The sequence below is a fragment of the Polymorphum gilvum SL003B-26A1 genome, from assembly GCF_000192745.1.
In the GTDB taxonomy this organism is placed as follows: Bacteria; Pseudomonadota; Alphaproteobacteria; order Rhizobiales; family Stappiaceae; genus Polymorphum; species Polymorphum gilvum.
The window spans coordinates 884,215-899,345 of the sequence record NC_015259.1 but is presented as its reverse complement, the minus strand read 5'-3'; the positions used below and the strand labels follow the sequence as shown (position 1 = coordinate 899,345).

The 15,131-nt window shown below is 65.2% G+C and carries 10 protein-coding genes; 2 read left to right on the top strand and 8 right to left on the bottom strand.

Annotated features, from left to right (window positions below):
• Positions 1-88: 88 nt before the first annotated feature.
• The 7 genes from SL003B_RS04250 to SL003B_RS04220 form a co-directional block, all read right to left on the bottom strand.
• Positions 89-1,327 carry a phenylacetate--CoA ligase family protein gene (locus SL003B_RS04250; protein ID WP_013651584.1) on the bottom strand — a complete coding sequence of 413 codons (1,239 nt, stop codon included), beginning with the start codon at positions 1,325-1,327 and terminating at the stop codon, positions 89-91.
• 25 nt (positions 1,328-1,352) lie between these two features.
• Positions 1,353-2,201 carry an ABC transporter ATP-binding protein gene (locus SL003B_RS04245; protein ID WP_013651583.1) on the bottom strand — a complete coding sequence of 283 codons (849 nt, stop codon included), beginning with the start codon at positions 2,199-2,201 and terminating at the stop codon, positions 1,353-1,355.
• 187 nt (positions 2,202-2,388) lie between these two features.
• Entirely contained in the window at positions 2,389-3,714 is a 1,326-nt protein-coding gene (locus SL003B_RS04240) for an ABC transporter substrate-binding protein (protein WP_013651582.1), read from the bottom strand.
• A gap of 123 nt (positions 3,715-3,837) precedes the next feature.
• Positions 3,838-4,917, bottom strand: a complete 1,080-nt coding sequence (locus SL003B_RS04235) for a branched-chain amino acid ABC transporter permease (RefSeq protein WP_013651581.1) — start codon at positions 4,915-4,917, stop codon at positions 3,838-3,840.
• 6 nt (positions 4,918-4,923) lie between these two features.
• A complete protein-coding gene (locus tag SL003B_RS04230) occupies positions 4,924-5,877 on the bottom strand; it encodes a branched-chain amino acid ABC transporter permease (protein ID WP_013651580.1) in 954 nt (317 codons plus the stop codon).
• A gap of 13 nt (positions 5,878-5,890) precedes the next feature.
• Positions 5,891-6,724, bottom strand: a complete 834-nt coding sequence (locus tag SL003B_RS04225; RefSeq protein ID WP_013651579.1) for an ABC transporter ATP-binding protein — start codon at positions 6,722-6,724, stop codon at positions 5,891-5,893.
• Positions 6,721-8,706 carry an AMP-binding protein gene (locus SL003B_RS04220; RefSeq protein ID WP_013651578.1) on the bottom strand — a complete coding sequence of 662 codons (1,986 nt, stop codon included), beginning with the start codon at positions 8,704-8,706 and terminating at the stop codon, positions 6,721-6,723. The genes SL003B_RS04225 and SL003B_RS04220 overlap by 4 nt, the downstream gene beginning before the upstream one ends.
• Positions 8,707-8,960: 254 nt before the next feature.
• Here SL003B_RS04220 and SL003B_RS04215 point away from each other — a divergent pair, with 254 nt between their 5' ends.
• A complete protein-coding gene (locus tag SL003B_RS04215; RefSeq protein ID WP_013651577.1) occupies positions 8,961-10,919 on the top strand; it encodes a PAS-domain containing protein in 1,959 nt (652 codons plus the stop codon).
• Positions 10,916-11,662, top strand: a complete 747-nt coding sequence (locus SL003B_RS04210) for a response regulator transcription factor (RefSeq protein ID WP_013651576.1) — start codon at positions 10,916-10,918, stop codon at positions 11,660-11,662. Before SL003B_RS04215 ends, SL003B_RS04210 begins: the two co-directional genes overlap by 4 nt.
• Before the next feature lie 8 nt (positions 11,663-11,670).
• Here the strand turns inward: SL003B_RS04210 and SL003B_RS04205 are convergent, their stop codons facing one another.
• Positions 11,671-15,126, bottom strand: a complete 3,456-nt coding sequence (locus tag SL003B_RS04205) for an indolepyruvate ferredoxin oxidoreductase family protein (protein WP_013651575.1) — start codon at positions 15,124-15,126, stop codon at positions 11,671-11,673.
• Between the last annotated feature and the right edge of the window lie 5 nt (positions 15,127-15,131).

The following is a 15,131-nucleotide window of genomic DNA, read 5'->3' as shown; positions in this document are numbered from 1 at the left end:
AATGTCCAAGGTCCAATACGTCAATTCCACCGAGTCAGATCAGTCCGCCCGGAACAGCCTGTCTCCCGGCACGACCACCGGCGAGACTTCAGCCGTAATCGCGCTCGTCTGAGATGACCTTTCCGTCGTTCGGCAGGCTGCCCGGCGGGACCAGGGACACCTCTCCCTTGAGCTTGGTGACCTCGCGCAGGGTCGCGGAAACCGCCTCAGCCAGCCCTTCCGCCGGAGCCTCGGCCTCTACGGCAAAGGTCATCGCATCCTGGTCACCCTTGCGCAGCACGGTCAGGCGCGCTCTGGCAATGTCGGGATGCCGGGCCAGGATATCGGCGATCTGAACCGGGTCGACGAACATGCCCTTGATCTTCGTCCGCTGGTCGGCCCGCCCCAGCCAGCCGGCTATGCGCTGGTTGGTGCGCCCGCAGGGCGACAGGCCCGGCAGAACCGCCGACAGATCGCCGGTGCCGAAACGGATCAGCGGATAGGTGCGATTGAACACCGTCACGACGAGTTCGCCGACCTCGCCGTCGGCGACGGGCGTGCCTGTGCCGGGGCGAACGATCTCGACGATGTAGTCCTCGTTGACGATCATGCCGTCCATGGCCTCGGACTCATAGGCGATGACGCCGAGGTCCGCCGTCGCATAGCACTGGCGCACGGCGATGCCACGATCTGCATACTCGGCCCGCAAGCTCGGGAACAGGGCGCCACCGGAGACCAGCGCCCGAGTCATCGACGAGGCATCGCGCCCCATGTCCTTCGCCTTGTCGAGCAGGATCTTCAGGTAGTCCGGCGTGCCCACATAGGCGGCAGGCCGCAGGGTCGCGATCGCCTCGACCTGGGCCTCGCTGTTGCCGACGCCTGCGGGAAAAACCGCGCAGCCGAGCGCCCGCGCACCGTGATCGAGGATGAAACCGCCCGGTGTCAAGTGGTAGGAGAACGCATTGAGCACGACGTCCCCCGGCCGGATGCCAGCGGCGAACAGCGCCCGGGCGCCGTTCCACGGGTCATCGCCTGCCGCCTGCGGCTCCCAGATCGGGCCCGGCGACATGAACACGCGGGCGACACCGGCGAGCGACCCGGCGAGGAAGCCGCCGAACGGGGGCTCCTCCTTCTGCCGAAGCAGCAAGTCGGACTTGCGCAGGACTGGCAGCGCGGCCAGCGCCTCGCGCGAGGTCACCGAACCGGGGTCGACACCGGCGAGATGGCGCGCCCAGCCCGGCGCCCTGTCGATGGCGTGACGCAGGAGGCCCGGCAATCTGGCAAAAAGTTCCGCCTCGCGCTGTTCCGGCGACTGCCGTTCGCGCGCATCGAATTCAACACGGCTCATGATCGGTCCTCGCGTTCCTGCCCCGTTACGCCAGCCAGCGCTTGCGACGCTTGTAGTGTTTGACATTGCGGAAGGACTTGCGGCCCTCGCCACCGACGCCGAGGTAGAACTCCTTGACATCCTCGTTATCGCGTAGCGCCTTGGCATCCCCGTCGAGCACGATGCGCCCCGATTCCACGATGTAGCCATAGGTGGCGTATTTCAGCGCGACATTCGTGTTCTGCTCGGCCAGCAGGAACGACACGCCTTCCCGCTCGTTGAGCTGCTTGACGATCTCGAAGATTTCCTCGACCAGTTGCGGCGCCAGTCCCATGGACGGCTCATCCAGAAGAATCATCTTCGGCCGGCTCATGAGGGCCCGGCCGATGGCGCACATCTGCTGCTCGCCGCCCGAGGTATAGCCCGCCTGACTCTGACGGCGTTCCCGCAGACGCGGAAAATAGGTGTAGACCATTTCCAGGTCGGCCTTGATGGCGCTCGCGCCATCGCGCCGCGTATAGGCACCGGTCAGGAGGTTTTCCTCGATGGTCAGATGGCCGAAGCAGTGGCGGCCCTCCATGACCTGGATGCAGCCACGGCGCACCAGATCGTTGGGCGACAGGTCCTGTACCTGTTCACCCTCGAAGGTTATGTTGCCCTTGGTCACGTCGCCGCGCTCGGCGCCGAGCAGGTTGGAAATCGCCTTCAGTGTCGTGGTCTTGCCCGCCCCGTTGGCACCGAGCAGGGCGACGATGCCTCCCTTCGGAACGGTTAGCGACACGCCCTTCAGCACGAGGATGACGTGGTCGTAGATCACCTCGATGTTGTTGACCTTCAGGATCGGGGCATCCGCCGCCGCGGTCGTCGCGTCTGAACTGATTGCCTGATGTTCCATTCGGCATCTTCCCGATGCTTGGCCAAAGACCGGGAACCGGTTTCGGCGGTCAGCGGTTGAGGAGTGTGACAGTCGTCCTGCCGGGCGACCCGCAAGATGCAGGACGCACGGATCACCTTTGTCTTCACCCGTTCGAGGACTGGCTGCGGGCGGGTACCGCCCGCAGCCCTTCGTCAGATCCGGTGACTTACTCGCCGGCGCAGGGAACGTCGCGCTCCGGCCACGGGGCATTGGTCTTGACGTATTCCTCTGCGGCGGCAACCAGCAGGGGCTGCACCACATCAACCATCGGCGAGAACCAGTCGGTGGCCCTCTGCCAGGTCGTCCCGTCCCATTCGACGACATAGACGTCGTTGTGGCCGTTGTGGTCTTCACAGGACAGCTTGAGGGGGGCCATGAAGTCCGTCATGCCCATCTCGGCGATGCGGGCAGCGTCGATGTCGAGGGCTTCGAAACCGGCCCGAACGTCCTCGGCGTTGACCACTTTCTTGCCGGTCAACTGCTGGGCCCGCCGGATGGCCTCGGCGATCAGCATCGAGTTGTAGACGCCACGGTTGTAGAGATTGTCGGCGAACTTGGCCGGATCCACCTGGCTCTTGCCGGCGTCGACGACATACTTCTTGATGTCGGAGATGACCGGGAAGTCGGTACCAACGCCGTGGAAGTTGAGGGTCCGGTAGCCCTTGGCGTCCATGCCGCCAGCGGCCGCGTCGTCGTTGCCGCCCGACCACCACACGCCGTAGAAACGGTCCATCGGATAGCGGATCTTGGTCGCTTCCTTGACGGCGGTCGGGTTCATCGCGCCCCAGCCCCACATGATCATGTAATCCGGACGGTCGCGGCGCACGTTCAGCCACTGCGACGACTGGTTCTGCATTTCGGTAGCCGGAACCGGATACTGCGTCAGCGTGAAGCCGTAGTCCTTCGACAACTGCTCCATCAGCGGAATCGGCTCGCGTCCGTAACCGGCGTCGAGGAAGATGTAGCCGATCTTCTTGCCCTTGAGATTTTCCAGGCCGCCCTCGCGGTTGGCTATGTCCTTGACGATGGCGGACGCGCCGTCCCAGTAGGTCGCCGGGGGGTTGAAGATCCACGGGAAGGTCTTGCCCTCGGCCGCAGCCGACAGGCCGTAGGCCATCGACAGGACCGGGATCCTGTCAGCGGATGCCTTCGGGATGACCTGCAGCGTGATGCCGGTCGAATAGGGGTTGAGCACGACGGGGTTCTTCGGCTTGACGAGTTCGTAGCACTCCACACCCTTTTGTGTATTGTAGCCAGTCTCGCATTCCTCGACGACGATCTTGACGCCGCCGATGCCGCCGTCACGCTCGTTGAGCATGGTCAGATAGTCGCTCATGCCGTTGGCGATCGGAATGCCCGAGCCCGCGAACGGTCCGGTGCGATAGCTGAACAGCGGCACGTAGATGGAGTCCTCGGCCTGGACCTGAGGCGCGGCAAGGCTGCCGGCCATGATCGCCCCGGCGAGGCCGTAAGCCAGATAGCTGTGTTTCATCATCTTCCTCCCAAGTTCCCGGCCCTCCAGTGCCGGGATGTGAAGCCATCAGCCGTGGCACCGGGCCGGCTTCCATGCCCGGACGACTTTTCGCGGTCCCGCGAGGCGCGGTCTGCGACGGGATCAGCCGTAGGGGAACGGCCAGACCCTCAGTTTTTCCTTCCCGATCCGCCACAGCCGGGCGAGCCCGTGCGGTTCCGTGATCAGGAAGAAAATGATCAGCGCGCCGACGATCATGAACGTCAGGTGCTGGACGGTTTCCGCAGCCACGGACAGACCCAGCGACGGCAGCAGGACGCGCAGGAGAACGGGCAGGATCCAGATGAACGCAGCCCCCATGTAGCAGCCGGTCAAGCTGCCGAGACCGCCGAGGATCGCCATGAAAAGGACTTGGAACGACAAGCTGATGGCGAAAGCGGACGGTTCGGCAGCGCCGAGCCAGAAGAACACCATCATCGCGCCGGCGACGCCGCACAGATAGGACGACACCGCGAAGGCCGACAGCTTGGCCGTCAGGGGACGCACGCCGATCAGTTCGGCAGCGATGTCCATGTCCCGGATCATCATCCACTGGCGGCCGATGCGTCCCCGGATGACGTTGGACACCAGCCAAGTCAACGCGATGACGATGCTCAGCACGATGAAATACCGGGTCAGCGGCGTTGCTGCGGCGCCCGTGGCAATCACGCCGAACAGTTCGCGCTGCTGGACCTCGATCGCGCCCGAGGCGTTGTAGTTGTAGAGCCAGGGAATGCGGATGAAGCACCATTCGAGAAAGAACTGCGCCGCCAGCGTCGTCACGGCCAGGTAGAGACCCTTGATCCGCAGGCTGGGTAGACCGAACACCACACCGATGCCGGCGGAAAACACGCCTGAAAGCAGGATCACCAGGATCAGGTTGGCCTCGGGGAAGATGCTCGTCAGCTTGTAGGCAGAATAGGCACCGACGCCCATGAAAGCCCCGGTTCCAAGCGACAGCTGTCCCGCGTATCCGGTCAGGATGTTGAGTCCGATGGTCGCCAGCGCAAACACCAGGAACGGGATCATGATCGACGTCAGGAAGAAGGCGTTTGCGGTTAGCGGTATGACGACGAACGCGATGGCCAGGATGATGCCGAGCCCGATCCGGTCCTGCCGGATCGGGAACAGTGCCTGGTCCGCCTCGTAGCTCGTCTTGAACTGGCCGGCTTCACGATAGAACATGGAACCTCACACCCGCTCGATGATGCGTTCGCCGAAGAGACCCTGCGGACGGAACAAGAGGAAGATCAGGGCGATGATGTAGGCGAGCCAAGACTCGATCCCGCCGCCCACCATCGGCCCCCAGTAGATCTCGCCGAGCTTCTCGCCGAAGCCGATGATAAGCCCGCCGATGATCGCTCCGGGGATCGAGGTGAAGCCGCCAAGAATGAGTACCGGCAGCGCCTTGAAGGCGATGATCTCGAGCGCGAAGGAAACGTCCGAGCGCGCGCCCCACATGATCCCGGTCGCAAGCGCGACGATGCCGGCGGCGAACCAGACGATGGCCCATATCTGGTTCAGCGAGATGCCCACCGACAGCGCCGCCTGATGGTCGTCGGCGACCGCCCGCAAAGCGCGCCCGATGCGGGTCTTGTTGAAGAAGACGCCGAGGCCTGCCACCATGACCATGGCGATCACCGCCGCAGCGATGTCGATGTGCTGCAGGATGACGAGGCCGCCGTCGCCCATTTCGATGGCAGTCGATCCGGTCGGCAGCCAGAGTTCGTCGGCGATCATGCGCTTGGGCTCGCCGCCGAAGACGAGCTCACCGAATCCGATCAGGAAGTAAGTCAAGCCGATCGTCGCCATCAGCAGGATGATGTCCGGTTGGTTGACCAGCGGTCTCATCACCACCCGCTCGACGCCATAGGCGAGAACGCCCATAACGCCGATGGTCAGAAGCAGGGCAAGAAAGGCCGGCACGCCGTTCTCGTGCAGGCCGACAAGGGTCAGGCCGGCGAACACGACCATGATGCCCTGCGCGAAGTTGAACACGCCGGAAGCCTTGAAGATCAACACGAAGCCGAGCGCTATGAGGGCGTAGAGGATACCCGAGACGAACCCCTCCCACAGGACCTGCAGCAAGAAATCCGGTTGCTCGACCATCTGGACGAAGGGATCGATGATGATGTCGTAGACCATGACTGTCCCCTCGTTAGTGCGCCACGCCCAGATAGGCGTCGATAACGTCCTGATTGGCCTGCACTTCCGCCGGGACCCCGTCGGCGATTTTCCTGCCGTAGTCGAGCACCACGACGCGGTCGGACAAGTCCATGACAACCCCCATATCGTGCTCGATCAATGCGATCGTGGTGCCGAATTCCTGGTTCACGTCGAGGATGAAGCGGCTCATGTCCTCCTTCTCCTCCAGGTTCATGCCCGCCATCGGCTCGTCGAGCAGCAACAGATCGGGCTCCATGGCCAGCGCCCGGCCGAGCTCGACGCGCTTCTGGAGGCCGTAGGGCAGCTTGCCGACCGGCGTCTTGCGAATCGCCTGGATCTCGAGAAAGTCGATGATGTCCTCGACCTTCTTGCGGTGCTCGATCTCTTCGTTGCGCGCCGGGCCGTAATGCAGCACCTGCCAGAAGAAATTCCTGTGCATCTTCAGGGTCCGGCCGGACATGATGTTGTCCAGCGTGGTCATGCCCTTGAAAAGCGCCACGTTCTGGAACGTGCGAGCGATCCCCTGGCTGGCCGCCTCGTAGGGTCTCATCTTGCGCCGGACCTGACCGCGCCAGGTGATCGTGCCCTCCTGCGGATGATAGAAGCCGTTAATGACATTGAGCATCGACGTCTTGCCGGCGCCGTTGGGGCCGATAATGGCGCGGATCTCGCCCTTGCGGATGTCGAAGGAAATGTCGGTGATCGCCTTCACGCCACCGAAGGACAGCGACACGTTGTCGACCCGCAGCAACACTTCGCGCTCGGCCGCTTCCGGTTCTTCGACCGCCGTCTCGGGCAGGTGTCTGACAGCCGTCACAGCACTCATTCCGCGGCCTCCCGCATCCTCTCGCCCGCAACATGGGGCGTCATGTCCCGGATTTCGATGGTGGCCTCGATCGCGCCGACGCGGCCGTCCTCAAAGGTGACCTCGGTGCGGACGTGCCGCGACCTGGAGCCGTCGTAGAGGCCTTCGATCAGCGGCGCGTAACGCTCCGCTATGAAGCTCCGGCGCACCTTCTGGGTGCGCGTGAGTTCGCCGTCGTCCGCGTCCAGTTCCTTGTGCAGGATGAGGAACCGCCGGATCTGCGCACCCGCCATCATGGGCTCGTTGGCAAGGTCCCGGTTCACCTGATCGACGTGGGACTCGATCATTCGGTACACGTCCGGATGCGCGGCGAGTTCCTGATAGCTGGCGTAGTTCACATTGTTGCGTTCCGCCCAGCTGCCAACCGCGGTCAGGTCGATGTTGATGAACACGGCCGTGAAGTCGCGCTCATGGCCGAAAGCGACGACTTCCTTGATGTTGGGGAAGAACTTCAGCTTGTTCTCGATGTATTTCGGAGCGAACAGCGACCCGTCGTTCAGCCGGCCGACGTCCTTGGCGCGGTCGATGATCTTCAGGTGACCGTTGTCGGCGATGAAGCCGGCGTCGCCGGTGTGCACCCAGCCGTCCCCTGTCTTGGTCGTGCGGGTTGCTTCGTCGTTCTTGTAGTAGCCGATGAAGACGCCGGGCGAACGGTAAAGCACCTCGCCGTTGTCGGCGATCTTGAGTTCGACCTGCGGCGCCGGCTTGCCGACGGTGTCGCCGTAGATCTCGCCGTCCGGCTGCAGGGTGATGTAGACGCTGGCTTCGGTCTGGCCGTAGAGCTGCTTGAGGTTGAGGCCGAGCGAGCGGTAGAAGCGGAAGATCTCCGGCCCGATCGCCTCGCCGGCGGTATAGCCGACCTTGAGCCGTGTGAAGCCTATGCGGTTCTTGAGCGGACCGTAGACCAGAATCTCGCCCAGCGCATAGAGGATCCGGTCCGAGACCGGCACCGGCTCGCGGTTGAGGATCTTCTCGCCCGACCGGCGCGCGACGTCCATGAAGAAGTCGAACATCCGCTTCTTGAGGCGTCCGGCGTCCTCCATGCGCACCATGATCCTGGTGAGCAGCGCCTCGAAGACGCGAGGCGGCGCGAAGAAATAGGTCGGCGCGATCTCGAGCCGGTCGAGGTCGACCGTGTCGAGGCTTTCCGGACAGTTGACGCAGTACCCGGCGGTGTAGGCCTGAGCGAGCGAGAACACGTGGTCGCCGATCCACGCCATCGGCAGGTAGGCGAGCACCTCCTCGGTCTCATCCAGCTTGTCGAAGGCATTGCCGTTGCGGGCCGAGACGATCAGGTTGTCGAAAGACAGCATCACGCCCTTCGGCCGGCCGGTGGTGCCGGAGGTGTAGAGAATGACGGCGAGGTCACTGCCGTCATACGGGGCAAAACCGTCCTCCCATGCCTTCGCGACGGCGGGATCGCTCTTCTGGATGGCGCGCCCTCGCTCCTGAACGGACGTGAAATCGTGCAGATGGGTGTGGTCGTAACCGCGCAGTCCGCGGGGCTCGTCATAGACGACGGTCCTGAGCGACGGGACCTGCTCCTGCATGGAAAGCAGCTTGTCGACCTGCTCCTGATCCTCGACCACGGCAAACCGAACTTCCGCGTGACCGAGAACGAAGGCCATCTCCTCCGCAACCGAGTCCGCATAGACGGGTACCGGAACGGCGCCCAACGCCTGGGCAGCAACCATGGACCAGTAGAGCCGCGGCCGGTTGGAGCCGACGATGGCAACCTTGTCGCCCGCCGTCATACCGAGGTCCTTGAGCCCCAGCGACAAGGCTCGGGTCTCTTCTAGGACCTCGGCCCAAGTCCAGCTTTGCCAGATCCCGAGATCCTTCTCGCGCATTGCGGTCCTGTTCCCGAGATCCCGCGCGTTGCGCAGAAGAATCTTGGGAAAGGTGTCCGCGTCGCGTGCGGCGACGTCGGCCAGCCCTGCCATAGCGTATTCCACCCTCTTCGCACGCCCCTTTTCGGGGTCGCATTTGATTACGCATGAGACTACTTCCGCGCCCTTTCGTTCAAGTCTTTTCCGGACCGGCGATCGGATCGGAGGGCTGTCTCATGCGTTCGGACGTGACGCTAGCCATGGGGCATTGCGCCAATATGTGTGAATTGTGTCGAATTGTGTCATCCAGAGTCATTCCACCGCGTGGCTGACTGGCGTGCGCGGCAGGCCTTGCCTAGAGTGACATCATGACACGGTCCGATCCCCAATCCGAACTGCTGGACCTGCTCCAGGCGGCCCTCGATCATGTCAATCAGGGCTTTTCGGTGTTCGATGCCGATCTCCGGCTTGTCGCGTGGAACCGCGGCCTATGGGAGATGCTCGATTTCCCCCAGGCGCTGGCCAAACGCGGCACGCATCTGGCCGATTTCCTGCGCGTGAACGCGGAACGTGGCGAGTACGGTCCGGGGGATACGGAGGCCAAGATCGCTCGCCGCGTCGAGCGCGCAAGACTGTTCCAGCCCCACTATTTCGAGCGCATCCGCCCCAATGGCCAGGTGATCGCAGTCAGCGGGCGACCTTTGCCGCAAGGCGGCTTCGTCACCACCTATACCGACGTCACGGAGGAGCGGCGACGCCAGGAGAAACTTGAACGGACCGTGGAAGAACGGACCCGGGCCCTGCGACAGAGCGAGGACTGGCTGCGCCTCGTCACCGACAACGTGCCGGCGCTGATCGCCTACATGGGACCCGGCCCGGTCTTCCGGTTCGCGAACCGCCGCTACGCCGACTGGTTCGGTCACTCGATCGCCTCGATCGTCGGCCGCTCCCCGCAGGACGTGGTCGGCCAGGAACTCTATGCCGAACTGGAGCCGCATATCGAACACGCGTTCGCCGGCAATGCAGTGTCCTACGAATACAGCCGCCGCAAGGCGGACGGCGACGTCGCCTACATGCGCTCGACGCTGATCCCGGACATGACCATCGACGGACGGACGCTCGGCGTATTCGTGCTGTCGCTCGACGCCACCGAGCAGAAGCGCAGCGAGGCGACGCTGGTCCAGTCGCAGCGCATGGATGCGGTCGGCAAGCTGACCGGCGGCCTGGCGCATGACTTCAATAACCTTCTGGCCATCCTGATGGGCAACCTTCTGAGCCTGAAGCGCAAGGGGCAGGACGTGACCGTGCAGGAGGTCCTCGCGCATCTGGAGCCCATGCTGCAGGCAGCGCAGCGCGGCACCGACCTGACCCAACGGCTGCTCGCGTTCAGCCGCGGCAAGGCCACCGAGACCCACGACGTGCCGCTGCAGGGCGTGCTCAACAATGTCGCAACCCTGCTGAAGGGGTCGATGCCCGGCAACGTTGCCCTCGAGATCCGCTCGTCCACAGACAGACTGATCGCCAGGCTCGACCCGACCCAGATCGAGAATGCGATCGTCAATCTTGTTTTCAATGCCCGCGACGCCCTGCCCGACGGCGGCAAGATCACCATCACGCTCGACGAGACCGACCTGCCGGTCAAGGAGGCCGCGAAGGCGGGCCTCGGTCCGGGCCTATATGCCCGCCTGACCGTCCGGGATACGGGCATCGGCATGAGCGAGGACACCCGTCTGCGGGTCTTCGAACCGTTTTTCACCACCAAGCAATTCGGCACCGGCAGCGGGCTCGGCCTGTCCATGGTCTATGGCTTCGCGCGGCAGTCGGGCGGGTCGGTGGACATCGAGACCGTCCCCGGGGAGGGTACCGCCGTCACATTGCTTCTGCCGGCACGCAGGAGACCGGATACGATCAGAGCCGCAGGCCCGTGGCCGGACGACCTACCACCGCTGCCGGAGGGCAACGGCGAACTGATCCTGCTGGTCGAAGACGATGCGGCCGTGGCCGCAACGATCACCGAACAACTCCAGGACCTCGGCTACACGGTGCTGGCTGCCGAAAGCGCCGAGGATGCGCGCAGCCTGGCGCGCGACGTGCCGGAAATCCGTGCGCTGCTCACGGATATCGTCATGCCCGGCCAGGTCAATGGCCTTGCCCTCGCCCGCGCGATCAGCACCGAGCGCGCGAGCCTCGGCATTGCCCTCATGACCGGATACGCTGACTGGAGCGGACTCGGCGCAGACGGCTCCGAGCCCCCGTTTCCGGTACTCGCCAAACCGTTCGACAGCCGGACGCTCGCGGAAACCCTTAGGACGATCCTGACGACATGATCCCGACCGCATCAGCCCCCGCCGCCTCATCCGACGGCAAGCAGAATGCGCCGCTCGTCTATATCGTCGACGACGAAAAGGACATCTGTGCCTTGCTGGCGCGGACGCTGGAGGTCTACGGCTTCCAGACGGCGAGTTTCCCGCGGGCCGGCGACATGCTGAAATCCCTCGACCGACAGCCTCCCGACGCCTGCCTGATCGACCTCGGCCTCCCGGACATGGAGGGGCTGACGCTGATCAACGAGATCCGCCGCCGGACATCGGTGCCGATCATCGTCCTTTCGGCGCGCAGCCATTCCTCCGACCGGGTCATGGGACTGGAGATGGGCGCAGATGATTATGTGGTCAAGCCGTTCGACCCGCGCGAGGTGGTGGCGCGGATAAGATCGGTGCTGCGGCGCTCGTCAGACCGGCCCAGATCCGGCGAAACCGGCAGGATCGCGCGATTTTCGTCGTGGCTCTTCGAACCCGGATCGCACCGTCTGGTGTCGCCGGAAGGGGAAGAGACGTTCCTGTCGACCGGCGAGGCGGCGCTGCTCGAGGCGCTGCTGCGCGCGCCGCGCCGGGTGCTGTCGCGCGACTACCTGCTCGAGCACGGCGGCCGCGACGAAAGCCTCGACCGGTCCATCGACGTGCGCGTCTCGCGCATCCGCAAGAAGCTGTCGACCTCCGACGGGCCATCGCTTATCCGCACCATCTACGGATCCGGCTACATGCTGACCACCAGCGTGGAGTGGGACTGAGGCGGCACTCATTCCGCCGCCGCGCTCAGCGGACGGCCGGTCCGGAAGGCCTCGCGCAGGGCCGGAACCTGCGCATCCGATCGGCGTATCGCCTCCTCCCTGACCGGGCCGAAGCCCCGGATCGCCGCCGGATAGGCCGCCAGCACCACCGCCGCGTCGTAGCGTTCCGCATCGAGGCGTTCGGCGATATCCGCCACCACGGCCCGGTACTCCGCCAGCACCCGGCGCTCCATCCGCCGCTCCCTGGAGTGCCCGAACGGATCGAGCGGCGTGCCCCGCAGCCCCTTCATACGCGCCAGCAGCCGGAAAACGGGCAGCATCCAGGGACCGAAGCGGCGCTTGGCCGGGCGGCCGGTCCTCGGGTCGGGGCGCGACAGGAGCGGCGGCGCGAGGTGGAATTCGAGTCTCGTCCATGTCTCGAACGTGTCCTGCAACCGTCCGACGAACCTCCGGTCCGTGTAGAGCCGGGCGACCTCGTACTCGTCCTTGATCGCCATCATTCGGAAAAGCTGCTCGGCGACCGTCCGCGACAGTTCGTCCCGGCCGGGAGCGACCGCCCGCTCGCGCGCCCGGATGCGCTCGACCAGTTCGCCGTAGCGATGGCCGTAGGCGGCGTTGTGGTAGTCGGTGAGAAAGGCCTGGCGACGGCGTACCATCTCGCCGAGACCCTGCTCGGCAACCGGCCTGCCGCCCTGCGCTGTGCCGGCAAGGCGCGCAACGCCGTCCGGATCGGCGGCAGCGGCCCGGCCCCAGCGGAAGGCGTCCAGGTTCATGGCGACCGACACGCCGTTGAGTTCGATCGCCTGTTCGATGCTCGCTGCTTCCAGCGGCACGGCGCCCTGCTGGTAGGCGCAGCCGAGCATGAACAGGTTGGCGGCGATGGTGTCGCCGAACAGATCGCCGGCAAGCCGGGTCGCATCGAGGAACAGCGCCCTGCCGGCTGCGGTGCGATCACGGATCGCCTTTTCCAGCCGCTTGCCGGGCAGGCTGAAATCGGCGTCGCGGGTGAAGTCGCCCGGCAACGTCTGATGGGTGTTGACGACCGCCACGGTCCTGCGCGGATCGCAGGCCGCGAGAACCTTGGCGGTGCCGGCGACGACGATGTCGCAACCGATGACGAGATCCGCACCGCCGGCAGCGATGCGGATGGTCGAGATGTCCTCAGGGCGCAGCGCCAGCTTCAGGTGGCTGGTCACCGCTCCGCCCTTCTGAGCGAGCCCCGCCATGTCGATGATGCCGCAACCCCGCCCCTCGATATGGGCGGCCATGCCGAGGATGGCGCCGACGGTGACAACGCCGGTGCCGCCGACGCCCGTGATCAGGATGCCGTAGAGGCCGTCGAGCGGAACCTTGTCCGGCTCGGCGACAGCCGGCGGCGCGCGCCGCACCGCCTCGCGCGTCTTCAGTCGGGCGCCATGGACCGTGACGAAGCTCGGGCAGAAGCCCTTCAGGCAGGAGAAATCCTTGTTGCAGCTCGACTGGTCGATCTGGCGCTTGCGACCCCATTCGGTCTCCAGCGGCTGGATCGCGACGCAGTTCGACTGCATGCCACAGTCGCCGCAGCCCTCGCAGACCAGATCGTTGATGAATACCCGCCGGTCGGGGTCGGGAAACGTCCCGCGCTTGCGCCGCCGGCGCTTCTCGGCCGCGCAGGTCTGGTCGTAGATCAGCACCGTCAGGCCGGGCGTTGCGGCCAGGTCCTCCTCCACCGCGATCAGGTCGTCGCGGTGATCGATGGTGGTGCCCTGCGGCCAGGCGGTCCCGGCCGTATACTTGCCAGGCTCGTCGGTGACGACGGCGATGCGTGTCACTCCCTCGGCAGCGACCTGGCCGGCGATCTGCGGCACGGTCAGTCCGCCGTCGTTGCGCTGGCCGCCGGTCATGGCGACCGCATCGTTGAACAGGATCTTGTAGGTCATGGTGACGCCGGCCGCCCGCGCCGCCCGGATCGCCATCGAACCGGAATGGTTGTAGGTGCCGTCGCCGATGTTCTGGAACACGTGCCCGCGGGTCGAGAACGGCGCCTCGCCGACCCAGTTGGCGCCCTCGCCGCCCATCTGGGTGTAGCCTTCGGTGTTGCGATCCATCCACTGGACCATGTAGTGGCAGCCGATGCCCGCATAGGCACGCGCGCCGTCCGGTATACGAGTCGACGAATTGTGGGGGCAGCCGGGGCAGAAATAGGGGATGCGGCTGGCGACGTCCTTCGTCGTCGCCAGGGTCGCCTGCAGGTCGCGCAGGACCTCGACCCGTCGCGCCAAGTCCTCGTTGGGTGCGCTCAGCAGAAGCCGCTCGCCGATCGCGATGCCGATCTCGTTGCTGTCCAGCGCCCCCTGCGAGCGGAACAGCGGCCTGCCTTCCTCGTCCGCCTTGCCGACGATCCGCGGCGCATTCGCCGTGCCGTAGAGCGCTTCCTTGAGCTGCGTCTCGATCAGCGCGCGCTTCTCTTCCACGACGACGACAAGATCGAGCCCCCGAGCGAAGCTGCGCGCGCCGGCGGCATCGAGCGGCCAGGGGCAGCCGACCTTGTAGAGCCTCAGCCCGAGTGTCGCCGCGCGCGTCTCGTCGATGCCGAGGTCTTCGAGCGCCTGCAGCACATCGAGATAGCTCTTGCCCGTCGAAATGATGCCCATCTTCGGCGATCGGCCACCGCGCAGGATCATGCGATCGATGCCGTTGGCGGCCAGGAAGGCGCGGGCGGCCGGCAACTTGAACTCGTGCAGGCGCGCTTCCTGGACCACCGGATGATCGTTGGGACGGATCGACAGGCCACCGGCCGGCAGGTCGAAGTCCGGGGTCACGAAGCTCATGCGGTCGGGTCGGCCGTCGATCGAGGCGGTCGATTCGACCGTGTCCTTGACGCATTTCAGACCGGTCCAGATGCCGGCATAGCGCGACAGCGCCCAGCCGAACAGGCCGTAGTCGAGGATCTCCTGCACGCCTGCCGGATTGAGGATCGGCATCATCGCGTCGACCAGCGCGAATTCCGACTGGTGCGCGGTGGTCGAACTCTCGCAGGTATGGTCGTCGCCCATCAGCGCCAGCACGCCGCCAAGCGGCGCGGTCCCGGCGAGATTGGCGTGCCGGAACGCATCGCCGGAACGGTCGACGCCCGGCCCCTTGCCGTACCAGATGCCGAACACGCCGTCGAAGCGTCCCTCGCCACGCATCTGGGCCTGCTGGGTGCCCCACAGCGCGGTCGCAGCGAGATCCTCGTTGATGGCGGTCTGGAACAGCACGTCGGCCGGCGCGAGCACCCCGGCGGCGCGCTGGAACTGCTGGTCGAGCGCGCCTAGGGGCGAGCCGCGATAGCCGGTGACATAGCCTGCGGTGTTGTGGCCCGCCGCCCGGTCGCGGGCCTTCTGCATCAGGGTGAGACGGATCAGCGCCTGGGTTCCGGAGACATAGATCCGCTCCCTGGAAAGATCGTACTTATCATCCAGATGAACCGAATTGCGCGTCATGCAGG

Excerpts from the sequence above, each read along its gene's own strand:
- SL003B_RS04250 (WP_013651584.1), bottom strand. The coding sequence starts at position 1,327 with ATGAGCCGTGTTGAATTCGATGCGCGCGAACGGCAGTCGCCGGAACAG.
- SL003B_RS04245 (WP_013651583.1), bottom strand. The coding sequence starts at position 2,201 with ATGGAACATCAGGCAATCAGTTCAGACGCGACGACCGCGGCGGCGGAT.
- SL003B_RS04240 (WP_013651582.1), bottom strand. The coding sequence starts at position 3,714 with ATGAAACACAGCTATCTGGCTTACGGCCTCGCCGGGGCGATCATGGCC.
- SL003B_RS04235 (WP_013651581.1), bottom strand. The coding sequence starts at position 4,917 with ATGTTCTATCGTGAAGCCGGCCAGTTCAAGACGAGCTACGAGGCGGAC.
- SL003B_RS04230 (WP_013651580.1), bottom strand. The coding sequence starts at position 5,877 with ATGGTCTACGACATCATCATCGATCCCTTCGTCCAGATGGTCGAGCAA.
- SL003B_RS04225 (WP_013651579.1), bottom strand. The coding sequence starts at position 6,724 with ATGAGTGCTGTGACGGCTGTCAGACACCTGCCCGAGACGGCGGTCGAA.
- SL003B_RS04220 (WP_013651578.1), bottom strand. The coding sequence starts at position 8,706 with ATGGCAGGGCTGGCCGACGTCGCCGCACGCGACGCGGACACCTTTCCC.
- SL003B_RS04215 (WP_013651577.1), top strand. The coding sequence starts at position 8,961 with ATGACACGGTCCGATCCCCAATCCGAACTGCTGGACCTGCTCCAGGCG.
- SL003B_RS04210 (WP_013651576.1), top strand. The coding sequence starts at position 10,916 with ATGATCCCGACCGCATCAGCCCCCGCCGCCTCATCCGACGGCAAGCAG.
- SL003B_RS04205 (WP_013651575.1), bottom strand. The coding sequence starts at position 15,126 with ATGACGCGCAATTCGGTTCATCTGGATGATAAGTACGATCTTTCCAGG.